This is a genomic window from Methylobacterium variabile, from assembly GCF_001043975.1.
Lineage (GTDB): Bacteria > Pseudomonadota > Alphaproteobacteria > Rhizobiales > Beijerinckiaceae > Methylobacterium > Methylobacterium variabile.
Genome location: NZ_LABY01000461.1, coordinates 1 through 625, shown reverse-complemented (window position 1 = coordinate 625; position 625 = coordinate 1). Strand labels below are relative to the sequence as shown.

Below are 625 nucleotides of genomic sequence, written 5' to 3'. Positions count from 1 at the left end.
CAGCGCCCGCTCGATCATCCGCGACCCGAATCCCCTGTGGGTCGGCGGCGTGACCGGCGGGCCGCCGATCTCCTCCCAGCGCAGCCACAGGCGGTCCGGCTTCGAGCCGTCCACGATGTCCCAGTTGAGGATGACGCGCCCGGCATCTGTCGAGAGCGCCCCGTACTTGACCGCGTTGGTCGCCAGCTCGTGCAGGGCCATCACGAAGGCCAGGGCCAGCCGGGGCGGCAGGCGGACGTGCGGACCGCCGGTCTTGAACCGCCTGCCCTCGGACATGCGGAACGGCCGCAGCGCCTCGTCGACGATCTCCGCCAGCGTCGCGCCCTCCCAGCTCTCCCGGGTCAGCACGTCATGGGCGGCCGAGAGCGACTGCAGGCGGGCGTTGAGCGTGGTGCGCGCCTCGTCGAGGGAGCCCGCGTGGCTCAGGGTCTGGTTCGCGATGGACTGCATGGTCGCCATCGAGTTCTTGACCCGGTGGTTGAGCTCGTCGGCCAGCAGGCCGCGATGCTCCTCGCCTGTCTCTTATTACACATCTAAAAAAAAAAGAAAGGAGTAAAAACAAAGCGATAGATCGAGAAAGTATAACACGTATAGGCGACTCACACGTGAACACCAAGAGTAGAGG

1 pseudogene is annotated in these 625 nt (G+C 65.4%); it reads right to left on the bottom strand.

Annotation, left to right across the window (positions count from 1 at the left end):
• Positions 1-513: pseudogene (locus VQ02_RS33910) on the bottom strand (sensor histidine kinase); the annotation flags it as partial.
• Between the last annotated feature and the right edge of the window lie 112 nt (positions 514-625).